Genomic DNA, 20,358 nt, shown 5'->3' with positions numbered 1-20,358 from the left:
TTTAGGTACAAAGAAAAATAAGAGAAAATTTGTTTAGTTTGTCCATTCCAGAACCGCGTTGTAAGCCATCAGCGCGTCGCCCGTGTACGGGAACTCCATGTCGATTTGGGTGCTTTCGCCCGGTTCTAGCGATTTGAAGCCTTGTGTGGTGTCGATAGCGGTTTCGTTGCCGCTTCGAATCGCGTTGACGTGGACGAAGCAGTTGTTTGCTGTGGCGTTGCCGTTGTTTGTGACGGTGCCTGTTACGCGCAGGAACGGCGCGTGTGGGTTGGTGCGGTTATCCGTGTATTGGAAGTTTGTGCTGACTAGGTTAGGTTCGCCTGTTGCCCCGTTTCCGTTGGTTGGTTTGGTTTGGGGTGAGGGCCAGTAATAGGTGACTATAACTGCGGCTATGGCAACGGTTGCGATTATGATGATTGCGGCGCTGGCTAGGACTTTGCGCGAGATGTTTTTTTGGGTGCTCATAAGTGTTTCACTCTTTGGTAGAGTGGTATTTGGAGTTTGGAATAAAACGTTTGTGGAGCAGTGCTACAGGCGGTTTGGCGGGGTTTAGGGTGGGGTGGCGTGTATTTTTGTTGGGTAAATTATGTTTGTGCTGGCTAAGATGAATTCGCCTCTGCCCAGTGCGGTGAGGTCTTGGGTGTTTGGTTTAATCATGTTCTGCATAATTGCCAAATCGGCGGGGTTGGTGGTTTTGCCGATGAGTTGGGTTTGGGTTTGGTTTAGGATTTTTGGGTGTAGCGCTGCTGGGTGGTTAGTGATGAGGATGGCTGCGATGCCGTTTTTGGGCGTTGTGACTTCCAAAAGTGCCTGTGCGGGCAGGGTGTCTGCTTCTTCGATGATGAGCAGCATTGGCGGTGTGGTTTTTTCGGCTGTGGCTTTCGCGATTGTGTGCAGTATGTTGGTGTAGTTTTGTGTTTTTTGGGTTTGGGTTTGGTTTTCTGCGGTTATGGTGAGGGTTTGGTTTGGCTTAATTTTTTTAATAATCGCTGCGGGTTCGGTGGTGGCTGGGGTGGTTTGGGTGTTTTTGGTTGTGTATTCGTTGTTTGGGTCTATGATGGTGGTGGTTTGGTTTTGGAGTTGGGTGGTTATGGTTTTGGATAGGGTGGTTTTGCCGTTGCCGTCTGTGGCTGAGATGAGCGTGTGCGTTGCTGTGAGGTGGGGTTGGTCTATGTGTATGTTGATTGGTTGGTTTGTGTTTTGGTTTGTTATGGCTGTGGTTGTTGTTTTGCCTATGTGGAGTGGGGTTTGGTAGGGTTTGCCGTTTGGTGCTTGTTTATAGAGGGTTTCGATGAAGTGGTTGTAGGGCATGTAGACGCGGCTGCCTGGGTTTGGTGGTGTGAGGAGGGGTTTGGTGGGTTGGTTTGGTTGTGTTGTGTTGATGGCGGTTAGGATTTTTGTTGTGGCTAAGAGTTTGCCGATGCGTTCGCCTATGGTTGTGCCTGCGATTTCTTCGTAGCTGTTGATTTCTGTGATTTCGGCTATGATTTGGGTGTTTTCGCCTTCGGTTGGGTGGTCGATGATTACGAGGTCGTGTTTTTGGGGTGGTTGGCGGTTTTTTGGGGGGCTGATGAGGAAGTTGAATTGGGTTGTGCGGGTGTCGTTTGTTATGAGGCCGTAGTGTTCTTTTATGTGGGTGTTTGTTGGTTCCATGGTTGGGGCACTTCTTGTTTGTGTTTATTGTTGTTGTTTGTTTCTTTTAAGTTATCGCTCTGTTGGTGGTTTGTTGGGTTGTTTTAGGGACATATTTTTGTTTGTGGAATAGAAAATTCTTCCATTTACTCTTAAATAGGACGATAGCGCTAGGCTGTTTAAACATAAAATCATGGAAAAATACGGAGAAAGGAGTATAAAGAGGAGAGATTATTTTGAGAAAGATAACGAAAATTAGACGTTGCGTTCGTGCAATTTCACCTGTAATTTCAGTTTTGCTTATGATTGCGATTGCAGTCGTGGCTTCGCTTGTAGCGTACGCTTGGGTTATGGGATACATGAATTTCCAGACTAGTAAGGCTGGGAATGCTATCCAGATTCCGAGTTTTGCTGCAGGCAGTGATGCTGATCCTGATGATACTGACCGTTTGCGTGTTTATGTGCAGAATGTCGGTGAAGGCACTGTTAAAGTCGGTACCGTGTATGTTAATGACATCGGCGTTGGCATTCTTTCACCTGATGATTTGTCGATTGGTAAAGGTGCAACAATTGAGCTTTTGTTGGATTTGAATTCTCCATGGTCTGCTGGTCAGACTGTAAAAATCAAGGTTGTTACAACTGACGGAACCTTCATGGAGATGACGGGAAAAATCCCAAGCGCTAGCAATCCATCGGGAAACATTGCTCCTATAGCCCGCTTCTCATCATCCACTAATGATTTAACTGCAAACTTTGACGCAAGTGCATCAAGCGATCCTGACGGCTCTATTGTTTCTTATGCTTGGAACTTTGGCGACAGCCAAACAGGCTCAGGCGTGACTACATCACACACTTATTCTGCTGCTGGCACTTACAATGTAGTCTTAACTGTAACTGACAATGAAGGAGCAACCGGTACAGTAAGTCATGGCGTGACTGTTACTGAACCTACTGAGCCACCGCACATGAGTAGTTTTGCTGTTAGTGCTCCAAGTTCAGTGACTGCTGGTTCATCTTTCAGTGTTACTGTTACTGCAAAAGATCAATTCGGCAATACCTTCTCAAGCTACAGTGGTACAGTGACGCTCACCTCAGGTGACAGCCAAGCTGTTTTACCTAGTCCTTTAGCGATTTCTGGCGGTTCAGGAACATTTACTGGTGTTGTCTTGAAGACTTCTGGTTCTCAATCTCTTACTGCTACTGCAGGCTCATATACGGGTTCAACTAACGTTGCTGTGGAACATGCTGCTGCCGCCTCATTTGATGTTACTCCAGCTACCGCCGTGATAGGCGCTGGTAGTGCTCAAGCATACACTGGTACAGCTACAGATTTGTTTGGTAACTCTTGGGTTGTCAGTGCATCAACAGCTTGGGGAATTACTACTGGTGCTGGCGGCTCGTGGGCAAACAATGTTTACACTTCAGAAGTTGTCGGCACTTGGACCGTTACTGGCACATATCTAACCTTCACTGATACAGCAACTTTGGAAGTTACTTTTGGCGCAGTTGACCACATAACAGTTAGCCCCGCTTCACAGTCGTTGACTGCTGGTGAAAGCCAAGCATACACTGCTAGAGCTTACGATGCTCTAGGTAACAATTGGGATGTAACTGCAACTGCAAGCTGGAGCATAACGACAGGCGCAGAGGGTTCATGGACGGGCAACACATATACTTGCGCTAAAGCGGGAACTTGGACTGTTACAGCTCAATACAGTGGAAAATCTGCTACATCTCAACTTGAAGTAACCCGAGGCGATGCTGCCAGCATAACTGTTACTCCAGCCTCAGAAACTATCGTGGCTGGGGAATCTCAGGAATACACTGCTATGGCAGATGACGGTTACGGCAACACATGGGACATTACTGATTCAGTCGCTTGGGATATTGATGATGATGCAGGTGGTTCATGGACAGATAACACTTACACTTCATCCAAAGCAGGCACATGGACAGTACAAGCAACATACGACACAACCCTAACAGACACAGCAGAATTAACGGTAACTGCAGGCGCGCTTCACCACTTTGTCTTTGACACAATTACAAGTCCAAAGACCGTTGGAACACCCTTCAGCATAACCATCACAGCTAAAGATGCATTTGAAAACACAGTGACAAGCTACGTTGGAACAAACACTCTAACTGTATCAGCAGGAACAATCAGCATAACCACTACAACCGCATTCACAGGCGGCGTCTGGACAGGCGACGTAAGCATCACCCCAACTGGCGATGACATAACAATCTCAACCGCAGCTTCAGCAGACAACACAAAAACTGGAATAAGCAACGCATTCGATGTCAACCCCGCAACAGTAAATCTGTTTTACGATCCCTTTACAACAGGTTTCGACTCTGCATGGACTTCAGGAGGAGGCCCCTACAGACTAAACACTAATCCCGCACCAGGAACCAGCGGAGGGTACTACGCAGTGCTTGAAGGCAGTGACAGCGGAACAGATGATTGGATGATAGTTACAATTGATACGACCGGTTACGGATCAATAAGTCTCAACTACTGGAGAAGCCCAAGTAGCCTTGAAACAGGCGACCACCTGTACATTGAGTGGCGCGTAGGCACTGTAGGAACTTGGACTCAGATAGAGGACGTAACAAGTGGATCATGGACGCCGCATACATTCAATTTCCCTGCGACAGCTGACGATACTATAATCCAAATACAAATCCGAGTATTAGGCCGATCTGGTGATTACGGATTAGTAGACGACGTCTTGGTTACAGGCACACCGTTGCCACCGAGAACTACAATATTCTCTGACGACTTTGAAAGCGATTGGCAATCTGAATGGACACATTCGGATTCTGATATTCAAACAAGCCAGTATCATTCAAGTAATCATGCAGCCAGACTCTATGTATCAGGGTCTACTCAGGGATTTATCACATTGCAAATTTCCACGACAGGGTATACGTCAATACAACTCAACTACTGGCGACTATTCGACAGAACTGGAACAAGCGCTGATTATCTGATTATTGAATGGCGCGTCGGAAGTAGTGGAACATGGACAAATCTTGAGACACTCAATAGCGACATGACATCTTGGGGTCAAAGTGGTACCTTTAACCTTAACGGTGCTGAAAACCAAGCAACAATTCAAATAAGATTCAGACTACAAGATTGTGAAGGCACTGGCGGCGGCGGACCAGACTACGGCTACATCGACGACGTAATTATCACAGGTAGAGCATAAAACAAACAAATACAACATCCTTTTTTCTTTTTAATAGTAATTTTGTTTGTTTCTTATTAGTGGTTTTATGTTGTACTCTTAAAGAGGGGTAGGTCTGCGCCTAGCTTTTTGTGCAGTCAAGTTGCGGAAGCCTAATCATGTTTGGTGTCTAATAGTTAAACTTATGCAGTTAACCTGTAGGGGGGAGGGGCAGAGCGAGCCATATTTGTAGTCTATTAGTGGTTCTATGTACAAACCTATAGGGGGTAGGTCACAGGCGAGCATATTTGGATGCTATTAGAAACTCTATGCAGAAACCTATAGCGGGTAGGTCACTATTGGCGCAATTTCAAGCCAAAAGCATGTTGAAATAAAACTTGGGGCTTTGCAGTTGAATAGAAAAAACTAAAAACAGTTATACAGTAAACATCAAGATAACTGCAGGCAATAAAAAAATGAAATTTAAAAAGCGAATCTACCTTGATACAAACCTTTACTGCCGACCACTCGACAACCAGAAAGACATGCGAATCAAGAGCGAAACCCAAGCCTTCCTAGAAATGGTCAATAAAGCTGAAAACGGCAAAATCACGATAATAAGTTCCAATTATGTAAAATTCGAAATCAAACAAATTATAAATCCTCAAAAAAGAAAAGATGTCCAAAGCTTCGAAAAAACCCTCAGCAAAACAAACATCACTAGCAATAAAAAACTAACAACTCTAGCCCAAGAATTCATCTCCAAATGCCACCTCAACGCCTTAGATGCCCTACACACAGCATCTGCCTGCATAGGCAACGCCGACTACCTATTAACATGCGACGACCAAATCACAGATAGCGCAACCTGCATCGAAAAAATAGCCCAAACAAAAGGATACAAGATAAAAGTAAGAAACCCAATTAAATACATACAAGAAAAGGGAGAATGAACAAAAAATGACAGTAGCCACCGTTGAAGTCCCATTCGAAGCCTTAGTCAAGGAGCTGGGCGCAAAAAGAGCCATTGAATTCATAAGCGAAATCAGAGAATGCTACGGCGACTCCGTGGTCGAACTGCGAAAAGCCACCGAAAAACTCACCATAGAACAAATAGAAACCGAAATCAAGAAAACCAAAAACAAAAAACCAAACTAACACACCTTTTACCCCATCTCGCCTCGCCTAAACTACCCGCAAACATGTTTGGATGCTATTAGAAACTCTGCTGAAACCATAGAGGGGTAGTTCAGAAAACTCCTAAGGGGGATAGGTGCTATTGACGCAATTTCAAGCCAAAAACATGTTAAAAACTTTAAAACTTATTAGGTGAAGCCTGCCTTTTATTCTACCATGTCGATTCAAGTGCCCTTCCCAATCATTATTACTAAGGAAAACAAGTGGTTTGTTGCTGTATGCCCACTTTTGGACATTGCCACTCAGGGAAAAACGGAGCTGGAAGTTAAGGAAAACATGGTGGACCTCATAAACGACTACCTCAGCGACCCCGACACGCAAAAACCAGCCCTCGAAGACATCATGTCTCTCTCACTAACCAATATTCCAGTAAAAGTTCCAAAAGGTGTTATCCATCGCAAAACTTCGACCGCTGTCACAGCGAAAAGTAATTGAAATCCTGCAGTCAAACGGCTTTGAAGAGGTACGTTCAAGCAAACACACGACTTTCAAAAAGAAAGTTGGCAACAGGGTACTGACGACTTGGGTTCCTCACCACAAAGAAGTCACAGTTTTTGTAATACAATACATTATCAAACAAACAGAAAAACCCCGTTCAGAATTTGAATAACAACCATATTTGTATCCTAATAGTGGTTCTATGCACAAACCTATAGGGGGTAGGTTTTTCTGCGTTCACACGTCTGCATAGCAAACATATCTGTATCCAGAAGCTTAAATCAAAAAACACGAACAAGAAGAACCCTCCCAAACCCTCAGCAACATAAAGAGGTAAATCTTGCATGCTTATAGCAATTTACTTATTTCCATGTCAATTCTGCTTGGATCAAACAACATAGCATCTGCTTGGCTGAAGTTAAACCCCCGTTTTGAAAACAAAACTTTCTTTATAGGCTTTCCTGTTTTTAGGGCAAGCGAAGATTCTTCAAGACACCTGAGGTCCTCAAGACGCGCCTTCTTGTTTGTCCATTTACATTCACCCACATAGACGCTTGTGTTGGTTTCGACTACAACATCGATCTCTCTATTTTCATACCGCTCACCATCCACTTTAGCATGCCCCCACCATCGACCACACCAAACAACAGTTTCACCTTTCGCTTTCAAATACTGCACCAAGAAGTCTCTGCAAAAGACCTCAAATCGTTTACTAATAAACTCGTTCAACTTATCAGCGGAGGGCGGCTCTTGTTTACCGTAAACAAGTGCAAACCAAAAAGCGATAGTGTTGTCTTTTATGGCGTAGACGCCTTTCTTACTCTTCTGGAGATTTTGCCCGTAGGGTACTGTACGCTCCACCAACTGGAAGTCCCGTTGAAGCGACACAATATACTTAGACAGTGTCGTCTGAGCAACACCAAGCCGATTAGCGACTTCGCTCCCAGAAACTACACCTGCACCTATGGCTTCGATTATGGAAAAATATTTTTTGTAGGCTGAACCAAATTCTTGCCTAAGCACATTTAAACCTTCCTCTCTGAGGGGGGCTGCAATGTCAAAGAACAAATCTTTGACAGCGTCAGCTTTTCCTCGTTTCTCTATGAGCTCGTAGTAGTAAGGTACACCTCCAAGCAGACAATAGTTGCTGATTTTCTCTATGGGGTCTACACCAAGGTCTTCTTGAATCTGCCATACAGTCTTAAGGCTAAGAGGCTGCAACACTATATAGGCGCTGGCTCTGTTAAAGAGCGGTGCCTTCTGCTTGGTGAATATCTTGTTCATCATACTAACATATGAGCCTGAGAAGATCAGTACCTTGGAAGTGCTGTCTTTGTATTTCTCCCAGACTCTTTGAAACACAAAAGGAATTGAAGAGGCTACGTCGAGCAGATTAGGAAACTCGTCTATAAACAGGATTGCTTTTTTGAAGTTAACAAAGAAGTACTCAAGCGCCTCCTCAACTTTGTTGAATGTAGGGATATATCCATTGACAGCCATGGCCACGGCAAAGTCTGCAGCAACAAGTTTCTCTTCTTTAGGCACCACAAGAATCGTGGCAGATTCTTTGTTGAAAAGGAATTCATTTATGAGCCTGCTTTTGCCGATGCGTCTGCGTCCGCTAACGATTATCATGTTTGAACCACGTGTCAAGAGAATTTTTTCTAAAGTGGCAAGTTCGTTTTCTCTGTCGTAGAACTTCAAGATGATTATCCAACCTTAGGATTATCCTATAAAGGAATAATTATTTAAGTTTTTTTGCAAACTCTCCAAAGTACAATCCCAACAAAAACACCCCCAAACATATTTGCCGCCTATTAGAAACTCTATGCAGAAACCATAGAGGGGTAGGTCAGAACAGTCTCCAAGGGGGCAGATGCCATTACCACTTTTCAACCCAAAAACATATGCAAAAACCCACAAACCCAATAACGCCAGCTTAACCACAAAACAAAATTAATAAAAAACAAAAAGAAAAAAAGGTTGGATATTTTTTAGCCGCTGTGAGTAAACAACGCATCGTCCAATGTCGGATTCACTTGTATCTCGTAGATCCTAACAGTAGCGTTTCCACTAGTGTAGGTGTAGTCACCAGTTCCTGACCACTGGCCCAAACTGGTAACATATCCACTCCACAAGTTGTCCCAAGTATCAAACTGCGATTGGAAATAATCCGATATGTCCACCCACTGTCCGCCAGAATAAGTCCACGCCTTACTAGTGCCTTTATTGAAAATAAAAATGCCTTCACCGTCTTCAGTATTATACTCAATCCGCATTGCAAAATTAGCAGTGCCCGCGTTTTTACCATAGAAAGTGTAAGAGGCTGTTTGAGTCCCACCTTCAGTCAAAGTAACACTGTATTTCAGACTGCTTGCGCCAGCAACGTCTGGTGACCCCGTAGGAGTCGGCGTAGGAGTCTCTCCTCCATTTCCCGCGTTCTGCGTCATAAGAACATACGCAGCGACGCCTACAACTGCCACCACTACAATCACTATTGCCACAATAACTAATGTTGCGAGAGCTGTTTTATTTTTTATTAAATTCTTCATAGTCTTCTCCCATCTGAATGTTTATTCTCAGAAGTTACTTTAAACTTTTACGATACACCGCTTGCAAGACTGACTAGACAACACTTAATTGCCCACTCCCCATGATTTCTCCTAACAGACCCTGCACAATTTGCTGAAAATCCGCCTTTAAATAAGAGGATAGGTCTACCCACAAAGCAACAACAACACCACACCACAACTAATTTTATAAAGCCAAAAAAACAATAACAAACCACCAACCCTCGCCCTCCGCAAACCAATAAAAAGCCAAGAAAAAGAGAAAAAGGTTTGCTGAAGCTCTGGACAAACTTAAGGAGAATAGAAAACGCAAACGCTCACGATGCCTATGGCAACACCGTGAAATCTAAACCAGAGCCTACTCAGCCCTCATCCCTTCTCCTCAAACGTCACTAAAAAAGGGGAAAATGAAGCTGTTTTTGTGCATCTTGCCTTCACCTTTATGGCTTTTTCTTCAGGATCAGTAAGCCCACGACAGCTATCGAGAGGATTATTGCGATTGTGCTGATAGCAAAGTACGTTTCAGTCGGTGGCAAAGTAACCACCGGAACAGGTGTCGCTGTTGCGGCTGGCTCGTCGACTGCAAATGAAGCTGTTGCCTGTGACCCATAGTATGATTCGCTACCCTCAAAGACAGCGTAGACCGTATATGCGCCTGGAATATCAGGCACCCAGTTGTAGCTGTAGTAGCCGTTAAGGTCTGTTGTGGTTGTTCCGATGCTACGGGAGTTGCCATTAGCGTCCAACACATACAGTTGAACTGTAACTCCAGTGGCATTGGTGGGTTTCTCCTGCTGCATGTAAACGTACTCCATCCAGTCGCTTTGACTCTCATCAGAAACACATGCAACCCCATTGGGGAAACGTGCGCTCCTATCAGAGTCAGTTGTACCAGTTGATACATCTAAAACAGTGCCAGAGATGACGACGCTCTGTCCAAGTGATACACCAACATCAGGTGCACTGACCGTTGTCTGCGTTGGTCCCTTGCCAAAACAGTAAATCTGTGCATCATAGCTGTTGTAGCCTACCATGTAACCGTCTGCGATTGCACTAGGTTCACGAGCATAAGTGCCTAAGACACTCCAGACGAGCTCGCCATTAGTGCAATTTAGGGCAAGCTTCTTTGCTCCTGCGAAGAGCGGTGGATCATACATGCGTCCTTGCGATAGGAATAGTTTTCCGTCAGCGATGCTGTGTGTACCGAAGTGCCAGATTGGATAGATGCCGTATGGGGTATCGTACCCTGCGCTTTCAGGCACATAAGTCCAGACAACTTTTGCCGTTTCTAGATCAATGGCATTGACGTAGCCGCCGAAGTCCCAGATGTAGCATTTGCCGTATGCGATGGCTCCGCCGCGTGAGAGGGTGCTAAGTGAACTGCCTTTAAGCTGAATTGCGCTGCCTATTTGTTTACCAGTTTCTAGGCTGTAAACGTACGCTGTGTTTGTGTCTTTGTCGTGTTCGACATAGTAGTCGTCACCTGCCGCGATAACGCCTATTTCGTGATATTCTGTAACTGTCCGGTTTACTGGTCCCCACATTAGTTCGCCTGTTTTTGCGTCAATACTGCATTCAACTTCGTATGCTCCACCGAATTCCGCTGCGAATGTATCAAGCGTTTCGGGATATGAGCGGAGGAGTATTACGTCGTTGGTTTGTGCTGCAATGCTCAGTGCTGGGCTTATTGTGCCGCTGTTGAGGGTTGTTGGGACTTCAACTGACCATTCATAACCTGCTGTGTAGTTGATGTTGCCGGATGGACGAATAACAACTGATCCAGATGCACTGCACAAGCATTTAGTTGAATTCCACATAGTAAGGTTGCCGTTAGTAATGCTGTATATGTAGACTGCGCCTTGTGTGTTGTCATCATCTGCTTCAACTAATCCTGCGGCTGCTGTAGCGGGGACATCAGTGATATTTGCTATGAAGTAACCGGTGCTGGGGTCAAATAGTTGCCATACGTATTTACCTGTGCCTGTAGAGAACAGTGAGGGGCTGTTTAAGCTACCAACTAGGAAAGCTTGAGTACCGTATTCTTGTATGGTGTGGAACTGCATTACGAAGCCAAAGTCTAGTGTGTCGCTTGTGTCTTTGTGCCAGAGTAATTCGCCTGTGCGTAAGTCAACCGCGTTCCAGCCTGGAGTTTCAGCGCTGGTTTCAGTGGTTGGTGTATTAGTGTATACTTTGTAGTATATGATACCGTTTAGGATGACGGGCTCGAATTGGCGGTAGAGGATTGAGGTTGAGGTGTACTGGCTTTCTTGGTCGCCGCTGATTGGGCCACCTACTTGTCCTCCGAAGGCTGCTGCTTTAACCCACATGATGTGGGCAGAGTTTGGCGCTGTAGTGTAGGGGTTGAAGTTGTTGTTGCTTGCATCGTATCCTCCTGTGTCCGTGAATGAGGGCTTTCCTAGACCCCACCAGTTGCCACCTATCTGTGACCATAGATAATTGGTTGCATAGATTGGGCGCGACCAATACTCTGTTGGAAGCGGCGTGAGTGATATGCCAGTTATTGGTTCTTCTTGTACTGTGAAGTAAGCAGGTTCGCTTTGTGTTGCAAGGATGTTGTAAGTATCAGCGAGGACCTGACCAGCGTAGAAGGCTTGAACTGTGTAATTGCCTGTTGTTGTTGGTGTGTATTCGATTCCGCCGACGCCACCTGTTGTGTCACTGGTGTATGGTCCTAGCGTTGTGTTGGTTCCATCAGGTGCGACAATATTGAGAGTTAATCCCGTATAGACGTCACCGCCCCAAGCTGAAAGACCAGTAGGTATGGGTTTTGTGAAAAAGAGGCTGATGTATACGACTTGTCCGACACCGACTGGGTTGGGTGCAGCGTAAACTTTTAGGTACACTGGAATGTCAGTTTCAGCAACTGCTGTTTGTGGTTGAATTGCCATTGGAAGGATTAGTACTGCCAGAATTATTGTTGCAATCAAGGTTTTAGTTTTCTTGTTTTTAGCAAATTCCATGTATTTTTATTCTCCTTTATTTCGTAGGCTTGAGGTAAATTTTCACTAAAAAAACAATTTTCCCAGATGCTACCAAAAAAATAACCATATGCCACCAGAATTTTACCCAATTTTCTCCCAAATAAAGAACCGACTAAGGTGTATAAACAGGAAGATGAAAAAATTAACTTTGCATTTTAAACCTAAGAATTGCCGCTATGCCACCGAAAGAGTTCTTTAACATCTGCCCCTCTTCAGTTTCACCCGAAATTACTTCCACATCAGTATTAGACAATTCCGCAAGCTCCGCCAAATCATCAACAACGTCTTTCTTGTCCACAATCGCCATGGACGGCGCCTTGCAAGCAGCACACGGCTTTCCAACTAAACCTTGCTCAAAATTAGCTAAATCCTTGCCTTTAACAGTATGCTGCTCTTCATAGCCGCAAGCGCTACACTTAACCGTGACACGCAACATATCCAATTCCTCAGATATCAAAAGCGTTCGCACAGCCCCAGCCTGAAGCAACCGCCTCACTTCAGCTTCACCATAAGTTATCAAGCCGCTGTCATGACCCACTTCATAGAGGAATTTCTGCATGATCTCTTTCTCTTCGATGTAACGGACTTTACGCATGATTTCAGGCGCTTTATCCACCACCTCTTTCACACCTTGCTCTTCCACGTAAGCAGTGTCAACAGTATCGATGATTTTGTTTTTCAACTGGTAATTTAGGTAATCTCCTTTTTGAAAATCATACTTCGTCGGTCCAGGACCACCGATAATAATGCCCTTTAACGTATCTATTGGAAGGAAAACTTCATTCGCGTGATTTCCAACGCGAGTAAAATACTCGTTTAGCTGCATTTCACGCAAACGCTCGTACCGCCTTGCTGATTGTCCACCAGCACGAGTCTTGCCAGCAACGCCTGAATGCATTTCCATAACAATCTGCAAGTGCTTTCCCTGAAGCGTTGCGATAGTAGCGTTTGACGCATCCACCAGCAAAATGCCGTAGGTTTCTTTTTCTCGTAACATTTCCTGCAGGTGCTCGGTGTGGAAGCGGTTGTCACAGCGATAGAGGAAAATCCTGATGGGTTCAGGTGGAACAATAACGTAGCTTTCCATACGTTCAGTTCCTGGTCCACCGCCTTCCTGCGGGAGCGCACCCGTGAAGATAACGATGCCTTTTTCGCCTGGGTCCTTAAAGAGCTTGAGTTTCTGTTGAGCTTTCACTATAGCGTCTAGCACGTTTTTTCGTGTAACGTTGGATTTTATGTTGCTAGCTGTGCCGTATTCGTTACGTAGAAGGTTTAAGGCGTCGCTGATTTGCTTGTCCGGAGGAACGTAGAGCGTGATGAGTTCAGTGTGGCTGCCTTCTTTTTTGGCTAATGTATCGATTGTTTTTCTTAGCCGAAAGAGCTCAAGAGAGGATTTTTTTGCTGTACTCAATTATTTTCACTAAACTGCGTGTAATCTATAACTTACGTTAGGTGCAGTCAAATAAAAGTTCCGTATTAAAAAAATGTGGATTCTATGCTTTTGCCTTGACTGGTGGGGCTTCGGTTGCTTCTGGTGCTGGTGCGCCTATGGCATCTCGAAGGTATGCCTTGAATGGACCTAGTTTGCCGCCGTAGTTGCCTGCGGAAATCTTGACTACACCTGGAACAGCTATGGCTGCAGTTACACCTTGCTTAATAGCGTTCTTGACAGCATCCAAAGACAAGCCGTTCATAACTATTTCATAAACGCTCTCGACACCTTCTGGAACCACAGTGTCTGGCACAAGAGTGCGTAGTGTGGGGCAGTAAGGGTGGTTTGTGGAAGCTTTAAGTTTGTATTTTAATGAGCCAGCTTTGCTTCCTGCTCGGCATACTCCGCCTGGAAAAGGCATGATTACGTCCGGCGCGTTGGCGCGGATTGCGTCGGCTGCTGCTTCTGCTGCTTTGAGACCTGCTTCTTGGGTTTTTGCGAATATCATAAAGTTGCCGCCTGCAACAGCTTCTTGCGCGCCAAAGCCGTCTTCAACGATGAAGTTGCCTTCCATGACTGGGATTTTCCAGCATTTTCTTCCGCCGACCATGGCTTTCTTTTGGAAGCCGTCGCCGAAGTAGCGTAGACTGCTACCCACGTTTAGGGTGCGTTTGCCGACTAAGCCGTTGAAGGCTACGGTGGTTGGGCAGGTCATGGTGCATTGGCCGATGCGTTCCATAAGTTGGTGTTTGAGTTCGAAGCGGTCTCGGTTATAAATTTGAATGAGAATTCCTGGTCGTTTGTCAGGTGTTTGGTCTGCTGGAACTGGACGTTCGATGGCTGCTTCTGCTGAGGCTGCGATTACGCTTGTTGCAAAGCCTGTGGTTAGGTTTGCGGCGATTTGCGCCCATTTTTCGTTTTGTGCGGTGATTAAAACTCTTCCTGCCCAGAGTAGGAACATTTCGGCGAAGGTGTCTTGGACTTGTACTATGTTACCTTGGGGTGATTTGACTAGGAAGAGTTTTTGCTTTTCGTCATAGCTTTGGATTTCAAGCGTGTTAATGTTTGCTGACATTGATGAGACCTTGCAGTTGAGTTGGGAATTGTATAATTTAAGAGTTTTCATGATTTTTTTAGTTTTCAACTTGGGCAAAATTTTGATTATCAACGTGTTAAAGATTCGTGTTTAGTAGTGCTTATGCCATAGGAATCCGGTTATGCGAATTTCACGTTTGCTACTTTGCAGGTAGGACCCTATCCCCCTATTACAGGGGGAATTTTGAACATGTTTTTGGCTTGAAATTGCGCCAATAGCACCTATCCTCTCTTAGGAGATTGTTCTAACCTACCTCTCTATAGTTTCTGCAACGAGTTTCTAATAGGCGGCAAATATGTCGTCTCAACCATCGCCCTCCTCAGGTTTCAACATGAAACCACAAAAAGAAAACAAACATGCTCCTAATAGGCGGGTTTACATGATTTTGATGTTTGAAATCAAGTAACGTTTCAGAAAGGTGCAACGGATGGTTATTTGAGTTTTCTTTTCTTTCTTGAATTCTGTGTTTCTTTTTGTAATACACCGTAACATTTTTATTTGCTTAGCGCTGTAGGTTTCAAGGAACGTAGAATTTACGAGGAATGAAAATGAGGGATTGTCACCTCAATAGCTGGGATCGTTGGGTACTTATTCTTTGACTCTCCCAGGCAACACTCTAAATCGTCTACGGAAATTTTCTCGCAAAAAAATTCTTTTAGACAAGAGTTTAGGCTGTTTGATAAAGGAGAAAAAATGAAATGACAAAAATGACTGGTGCAAAAGCACTCTTAGAATCCCTAGAACGGCAAAAAGTCGATGTTATATTTGGCATCTTAGGCGGAGCAATATTGCCCGTGTACGATGAGTTATGCGGCAACAAAAAAATACGTCACATCCTTGCAAGACACGAGCAGGGAGCAGCACACGCCGCTGAAGGCTATGCACGAGCCAGCGGACGAGTCGGAGTTTGCATGGCAACAAGCGGTCCAGGAGCCACAAACTTGGTCACTGGTATCGCGAACGCTTACATGGATTCCTCACCAATAGTTGCATTAACAGGTCAGGTTCCCTCAAAAGGTGTAAACAGTAGTTACATGATTGGCAGAGATGCTTTTCAAGAAGCGGACATCATCGGCATCACTACGCCAATCACCAAGTATAACTTTCAACCAAGAACAGTCGCTGAAATTCCCACAGTCGTCAACACGGCATTCTACATAGCATCTACAGGTAGGCCAGGACCTGTCCTGATTGATTTGCCAAAGAATGTTCAGGCAGAAACTGGCGATGTTACAGTGATGGATAGGATTGAAGCTAGAGGCTACAAAGCGATGATTGAGATGGACTTGACTAAAATTAGCGAAGCAGCTGATTTGCTTGTGAAAGCTGAAAGACCAATCATACTGTCAGGTGGCGGAGTTATAATTGCAAATGCCTCAGACGAGCTTATGCAGATGTCTGATTTGTTGATCGCGCCAGTCGCTACAACATTCATGGGTAAAGGCTCATTCCCTGAAGTTCATCCTTTATCAGTGGGAAGCATCGGAATGCATGGCAACCCCGCTGCAAACAAGTTACTGGGTGAAGCTGATGTTCTGTTAGCTGTTGGAACAAGATTCTCTGACCGTGCAACAACTAACTTGGACACATTTTGCCCTGACGCAAAAATAATTCACATTGACATCGATGAAGCAGAAATAGGGAAAAACGTTGACATAGACGTGCCTATAATCGGTGATGCAAAAACTGCTCTAAAACTACTGCTTTCAGCGTTAAAGGATAAACTGAACAAAACCAAAGGCACTGCTTGGGCAAAACGAGTCAAAGAAGCAAAAGAGCAACTTAGCCCACTGCTTAAAGACAGACCCAGAGAAATAGTGCCAAAAGCCTTACTGTTTGAACTACGGAGCCTACTACCTGAGAACGCAATAGTCACCACCGAAGTTGGGCAAAACCAGATGTGGTCAGCGCTGTACTTCAAAGCGTTGAAGCCGAGAACTTTCATTAGTTCAGGCGGATTAGGAACCATGGGCTTTGGGTTCCCCGCAGCGATAGGCGCAAAAGTTGCCTTCCCAGATAGGCCTGTCGTGGACATTGCTGGTGACGGTAGCTTCATAATGACTGAGCAAGAGTTAGCGTGCAGCGTTACTGAGAACATTCCTGTCACAGTTATAGTGCTAAACAACTCGGTGCTTGGCATGGTCGCACAGTGGCAACGCATGCTCTACAAACGTCGGTACATGGCGGTTAACTTGGGCAAAACACCAGACTTCGTCAAGCTGGCAGAAGCATACGGTGCACAAGGTTTCAGAGTAACTTCAATTGAAGAGTTCCACAAAGCAGTTAAGACAGCACTAAACAGTAAGGTTACAACGGTAATCGATGTGCCTATAGGCTCAGAGGAAGACGTTGTGCCCTTTGTGCCGCCAGGCTGCGGTCTACCGCAACAAAGAGGAGACTACTAAAATGGAAGTACAAAAATCAACTGTCATTTCCGTGTTGGTCGAAAACAAGCCAGGAGTACTGCACGGAGTAGCTAACCTGTTTAGACGAAGAAACTTTAACATTGACAGCATAACCGTTGGGCTCAGCGAGCAAGAAAAAGTTTCACGCATGACAATCACTGTTATTGGAGACGAAAAAACAATCGAGCAAGTAATCAAGCAACTAGCAAAGCAAATCGATGTCCTCAAAGTCGAAGAACTGCAACCAGGAACCTACGTGATGCGTGAACTTGCTTTGATAAAAGTTAACGTGCCAACACCTAAAGAACGCACTGACATTATCAACATAATCGAAGTCTTCCGCGGCAGAGCAATCGACCTGTCAAGTGACAGCTTAACTGTCGAAATAACAGGAACCCCTGACAAAATCGACGCCTTCCTAAACCTCATGAAACCCTTCGGAGTCATCGAACAAGCCAGAACAGGCATAACAGCGCTAGCACGTGGAGCCAAATCAGTCAGAATCGACGAATAAATGCCAACGTCAAAGCGGAAATCCTTAATTGTATGTTCCCGCAAAATCCCCATTTATTCAAGTATAGAATCTAAATAATTAGGAAATGAAAAATCGTGAACATCACAGAAAAAATCTTGGCTAAAGCCTCAGGCAAAAAAGCCGTGCACCCCGGAGAAATCATCGATGCAAATGTCGATGTGGTCATGGTGCATGACCTGACTGGACCTTTAGCTGTGGAAGCCTTCAAAAAAATAGGCGTACAAAAAGTTTGGGATAACAAAAAAGTAGTTGTAATTCTGGACCATCAGGTTCCCGCAGAATCTGTTAAGGCAGCAGAACTGCACAAGACGATGCGACAATTTGCCAAAGAACAAAACCTGCCATTCTATGATGTAGGCAGGGGTGGAATCTGTCATCAAGTTATGTCTGAGAAGGGGCACGTAGTCCCAGGTACAGTAATTGTAGGCGCAGACTCCCACACTTGCACGTACGGAGCATTCGGAGCTTTCGCTACAGGCATCGGCTCAACCGAAGCAGCCGCAGTTTTCGCCACAGGAAAAATCTGGTTCAAAGTCCCATCATCAATCAAAGTAAACGTAACTGGAGACTTTCAAAAGTACGTTACACCAAAAGACCTAATCCTAAACATAATCGGCAAGTTAAGCGTAGACGGCGCCATATACAAAAGCGCAGAATTCACGGGACCAACAGTCAAAAACATGAGCATCGCAGGTAGAATGACACTGTGTAACATGGCAGTAGAAATGGGCGCTAAGAATGGCATAGTAGAGCCTGATGAGACAACGCGCAAGTTTCTGCAAGGCAGAGTCAAATCAATGCCAGACTTTGCAGGTCTGAAAAGTGATGCTGATGCTGTTTACGAGCGCACTGTAGAATTTGATGTGTCGGACATGGAGCCGCAGGTTGCTTGCCCCTCATCAGTTGACAATGTTAAGCCAGTTTCAGAAGTCGGCAACGTCCCAATAGACCAAGCATTCATCGGTTCATGCACGAACGGGCGCATCGAAGACTTACGTTTAGCAGCCCAAGTCCTGAAAGGCAAACGGGTCAAAGATGGCGTGCGTGCCCTTGTAATTCCAGCTTCACAAGAAGTTTACCGCCAAGCCATGCAAGAAGGCTTACTGGAAATCTTCACGGATGCAGGCGCCATAGTGTGCGGTTCAGCATGCGGGCCCTGCTTAGGCGGGCACATCGGCTTGTTAGCTGCAGGCGAAGTCTGTGTCAGTTCATCAAACCGCAACTTCATTGGAAGAATGGGTAGCACTCAGGCAAGCGTCTATTTAGCTTCGCCTGCAACCGTTGCCGCGTCAGCAGTAACAGGTAAAATCACCAGTGCACAGCAATTGGAGGCAAAAGCATGACCAGCATCAAAGCGAAAGCTATAGTGTTCGGCAACAACATCGACACAGACGTAATCTTGCCAGGCAAATACTTAACGCTTGTTAACCCAAACGAGCTAGCCCAGCATGCACTGGAAAGCTTAGACACAGAGTTCGTTAACAAAGCTAAAGCAGGCGTAATCGTAGTCGGCGGCAAAAACTTCGGTTGCGGCTCAAGCCGAGAGCAAGCGCCCTTGGCACTAAAGTATTCAGGTGTGAAATGCGTTATCGCAGAGTCTTTCGCCAGAATCTTTTTCCGCAACTCCATAAATATCGGCTTACCAGTCATCGAGTGCAAGGGCATATCTGCCGCAGTTAAGACAGGCGACGAGTTAGCCGTGGATTTCGAAGCAGGTAAAATAGAGAACCTGTCAAACGGCAAGAAATTCCAAGTAGACAAGCTTCCACCATTCATATTGGAAATTTTTGCGGATGGCGGATTAATTGAACATTTACGAAGGAGAATAAATAAAAAATGAAAGAATACAAAATATCCCTGATTCCAGGCGACGGCATCGGACCAGAATTAACCGAAGCCACCCTGAAAGTCCTAGATTCAGTGCAAAAAAACTTTGGAATAAAACTACAAATCATCGAAGCAGAAGCAGGAGACACAACACTAGCCAAACGAGGCGTCGCACTGCCCCTAGACACCGTGGAAAAAATTAAGAATTCCCACGCCTGCCTAAAGGGACCAGTGGGCGAAAGCGCAGCAGACGTTATCGTGAAACTGCGTTTAATGTTTGATTTGTATGCTAACTTACGACCAATAAAAGCTTACCCAGCCGTTCCAGTGGCGCGACCAGACATTGACATGTACTTTGTTAGAGAAAACACTGAAGACGTTTACAAGGGCTTAGAACACACCCTAGACCCAAACACAACCATATGCATACGATTAATTACCAGAAAAGCATGCGAACGCATAGCAAAAAAAGCCTTCGAAATTGCACGTTTACGCAACGGCAAAAAGAAAGTCACCGCCATACACAAAGCAAACGTCATGCGAGTAACCGACGGATTGTTCGCCAGCGTCTGCCGCGAAACAGCAAAACAATACCCAGACATCGCCTTCAACGAACTCTACGTTGACGCCGCTTCCATGCGTTTAATCAAAGAACCCCAAGAATTCGACGTCTTATGCACCTGCAACATGTTCGGCGACATCCTAAGCGACGAAGCAGCGCAACAAATCGGAGGGTTAGGTATGGCTCCAGGCGCAAACGTAGGCGACGATTTCGCACTATTCGAACCAATTCACGGTTCAGCACCCAACAGGGCAGGAAAACACACTGCAAACCCCATCTCAATGATTCTTGCGGCAAAGATGATGATGGATTGGCTGGGCGAAAAATACAAGGACAAAAAATGTTTACAAGCAGGACAAGCCATAGAAAAAGGAGTAATCTACGCGTTACGTAACGGTCAAACTGTTCCAGACTGCGGCGGCAACACCACGACCGTGGGAATGGCGGAAGCCATTGCTGCAGCTTTAACAGTGAAAACTGGTTGAA

16 protein-coding genes are annotated in these 20,358 nt (G+C 45.3%); 9 read left to right on the top strand and 7 right to left on the bottom strand.

Annotated features, from left to right (window positions below):
• Positions 1-33 precede the first annotated feature (33 nt).
• A complete protein-coding gene (locus NWE95_03360; protein ID MCW4002935.1) occupies positions 34-465 on the bottom strand; it encodes an FxLYD domain-containing protein in 432 nt (143 codons plus the stop codon).
• A gap of 84 nt (positions 466-549) precedes the next feature.
• Positions 550-1,653 (bottom strand): DUF87 domain-containing protein, encoded by a 1,104-nt coding sequence (locus NWE95_03355; GenBank protein ID MCW4002934.1) that lies wholly within the window; start codon positions 1,651-1,653, stop codon positions 550-552.
• A gap of 215 nt (positions 1,654-1,868) precedes the next feature.
• Here NWE95_03355 and NWE95_03350 point away from each other — a divergent pair, with 215 nt between their 5' ends.
• The 4 genes from NWE95_03350 (at position 1,869) to NWE95_03335 (ending at position 6,440) form a co-directional block, all read left to right on the top strand.
• Positions 1,869-4,850 carry a PKD domain-containing protein gene (locus tag NWE95_03350; protein MCW4002933.1) on the top strand — a complete coding sequence of 994 codons (2,982 nt, stop codon included), beginning with the start codon at positions 1,869-1,871 and terminating at the stop codon, positions 4,848-4,850.
• Positions 4,851-5,284: 434 nt separating this feature from the next.
• Positions 5,285-5,761, top strand: a complete 477-nt coding sequence (locus NWE95_03345) for a PIN domain-containing protein (GenBank protein ID MCW4002932.1) — start codon at positions 5,285-5,287, stop codon at positions 5,759-5,761.
• A gap of 7 nt (positions 5,762-5,768) precedes the next feature.
• Complete coding sequence (locus NWE95_03340) at positions 5,769-5,966, top strand: hypothetical protein (protein MCW4002931.1); 198 nt, start codon at positions 5,769-5,771, stop codon at positions 5,964-5,966.
• Between the two features lie 195 nt (positions 5,967-6,161).
• Positions 6,162-6,440, top strand: coding sequence for a type II toxin-antitoxin system HicB family antitoxin (locus NWE95_03335; protein ID MCW4002930.1), 279 nt, complete (start codon positions 6,162-6,164; stop codon positions 6,438-6,440).
• 351 nt (positions 6,441-6,791) lie between these two features.
• Here NWE95_03335 and NWE95_03330 read toward each other — a convergent pair whose 3' ends face one another.
• The 5 genes from NWE95_03330 to fhcD all read right to left on the bottom strand — a co-directional run bounded on the left by NWE95_03330 (position 6,792) and on the right by fhcD (position 14,522).
• On the bottom strand, positions 6,792-8,147 hold the full coding sequence (locus tag NWE95_03330; protein ID MCW4002929.1) for an ATP-binding protein: 1,356 nt from the start codon (positions 8,145-8,147) through the stop codon (positions 6,792-6,794).
• Between the two features lie 290 nt (positions 8,148-8,437).
• Positions 8,438-8,995: a hypothetical protein gene (locus NWE95_03325; GenBank protein ID MCW4002928.1), complete on the bottom strand. Its 558-nt coding sequence runs from the start codon at positions 8,993-8,995 to the stop codon at positions 8,438-8,440.
• Between the two features lie 458 nt (positions 8,996-9,453).
• On the bottom strand, positions 9,454-11,994 hold the full coding sequence (locus NWE95_03320) for a hypothetical protein (GenBank protein ID MCW4002927.1): 2,541 nt from the start codon (positions 11,992-11,994) through the stop codon (positions 9,454-9,456).
• 163 nt (positions 11,995-12,157) lie between these two features.
• The gene (gene prf1, locus NWE95_03315) at positions 12,158-13,426 is read right to left on the bottom strand and encodes a peptide chain release factor aRF-1 (protein ID MCW4002926.1); all 1,269 of its coding nucleotides are present in this window, start codon (positions 13,424-13,426) and stop codon (positions 12,158-12,160) included.
• A gap of 82 nt (positions 13,427-13,508) precedes the next feature.
• Complete coding sequence (gene fhcD / locus NWE95_03310) at positions 13,509-14,522, bottom strand: formylmethanofuran--tetrahydromethanopterin N-formyltransferase (GenBank protein MCW4002925.1); 1,014 nt, start codon at positions 14,520-14,522, stop codon at positions 13,509-13,511.
• A gap of 719 nt (positions 14,523-15,241) precedes the next feature.
• Between fhcD and ilvB the strand changes: the two genes are divergently transcribed.
• From ilvB to NWE95_03285, 5 genes are all read left to right on the top strand, one after another.
• On the top strand, positions 15,242-16,948 hold the full coding sequence (gene ilvB, locus NWE95_03305; GenBank protein MCW4002924.1) for a biosynthetic-type acetolactate synthase large subunit: 1,707 nt from the start codon (positions 15,242-15,244) through the stop codon (positions 16,946-16,948).
• A 1-nt stretch (position 16,949) separates the two neighbouring features.
• Positions 16,950-17,462 carry an acetolactate synthase small subunit gene (ilvN, locus tag NWE95_03300; protein MCW4002923.1) on the top strand — a complete coding sequence of 171 codons (513 nt, stop codon included), beginning with the start codon at positions 16,950-16,952 and terminating at the stop codon, positions 17,460-17,462.
• A gap of 101 nt (positions 17,463-17,563) precedes the next feature.
• A complete protein-coding gene (gene hacA / locus NWE95_03295; GenBank protein ID MCW4002922.1) occupies positions 17,564-18,826 on the top strand; it encodes a homoaconitase large subunit in 1,263 nt (420 codons plus the stop codon).
• Positions 18,823-19,323, top strand: a complete 501-nt coding sequence (locus NWE95_03290) for a 3-isopropylmalate dehydratase small subunit (GenBank protein ID MCW4002921.1) — start codon at positions 18,823-18,825, stop codon at positions 19,321-19,323. Before hacA ends, NWE95_03290 begins: the two co-directional genes overlap by 4 nt.
• A complete protein-coding gene (locus tag NWE95_03285) occupies positions 19,320-20,357 on the top strand; it encodes an isocitrate/isopropylmalate dehydrogenase family protein (GenBank protein MCW4002920.1) in 1,038 nt (345 codons plus the stop codon). The genes NWE95_03290 and NWE95_03285 overlap by 4 nt, the downstream gene beginning before the upstream one ends.
• Position 20,358 lies beyond the last annotated feature (1 nt).

It is taken from the genome of Candidatus Bathyarchaeota archaeon (assembly GCA_026014725.1).
Lineage (GTDB): Archaea > Thermoproteota > Bathyarchaeia > Bathyarchaeales > Bathycorpusculaceae > Bathycorpusculum.
The sequence above is the reverse complement of the archived record's forward strand: the minus strand, read 5'-3'. Positions and strand labels throughout refer to the sequence as shown.